The organism is Limosilactobacillus reuteri (genome assembly GCF_020785355.1).
Lineage (GTDB): Bacteria > Bacillota > Bacilli > Lactobacillales > Lactobacillaceae > Limosilactobacillus > Limosilactobacillus reuteri_I.
Window position 1 is genome coordinate 1 of sequence record NZ_JAJGVH010000005.1, and the last position, 803, is coordinate 803.

The 803-nt window shown below is 49.6% G+C and carries 1 protein-coding gene; it reads right to left on the reverse strand.

The genetic code is table 11. From position 1 onward, the window contains the following. Positions 1–803, reverse strand: an 803-nt coding sequence (locus LMB56_RS00025; protein WP_411377875.1) for a mucin-binding protein, incomplete at both ends; no start/stop codon positions are given.

Consider the following 803-nt stretch of genomic DNA (forward strand, 5'->3'; position numbering starts at 1 on the left):
GTTGGAACACTTGGAGTGTAACCAGGAATTGTTGGTACTGGTTCATCTGGCGTTACCTTGGTTGGATCCGTTGGATCAGTTGGATATTGTGGTGTTGGCACATTTGGAATTGGGTTTCCATCTGGGTCAACTGGAATAATCTTACCGTTTGGTGTGTAAGTTACTGTTACTTCCTTGCTTAAGTCGTCTGGAGTGACAGTTTCACCACCGGCAACCCGCTTGTCCGCGTGGTAACCTTCGATGACTGGACTATCTACCCGACCGAAGGTGTGGCTAGATACATTCCAATTAGTTTCACTAATCAGCTTACCAGTTACCTTGTCAACGACACCACTCTTGGTGAAGTCAAAGCTTTGGACATTGTCGTCCTTTGCCTTGGTGCCATCGGCGTAGACGTAGTGGATCGTTTGTGTTCCCGTCTTCTTCAAGCTGTTTTCGCCTGTGCCCTCTGGCCACTTAACATCTGGGTTGTCAGGGCTGATTGGTTCCCCTGGCTTACCTGGATCAGTTGGCGTTACTGGAACGGTACCGTGCTTCAAGACAACGGTGAAGACTTGCGTCGTATTGTCATCACTGTCATATACCGGAGCCGTCCCTTCGGGATCGAAGCCGTTGGTTACGAGGACGTAGCCCTTCTTCTCAAGGTCGGCGATTGTTGCAGCGGTGCTGTACTTAATCTTTTCACCAGCCTTACCATCTAACGTCCCAGAAGTTGTGATCAAGCTGTTGTTGTCATCGGCATCAACGTAGTTGATAACCGCGGCTTGATCCTTCGCTGGTACTACTGGGTTGTATGGTACCGG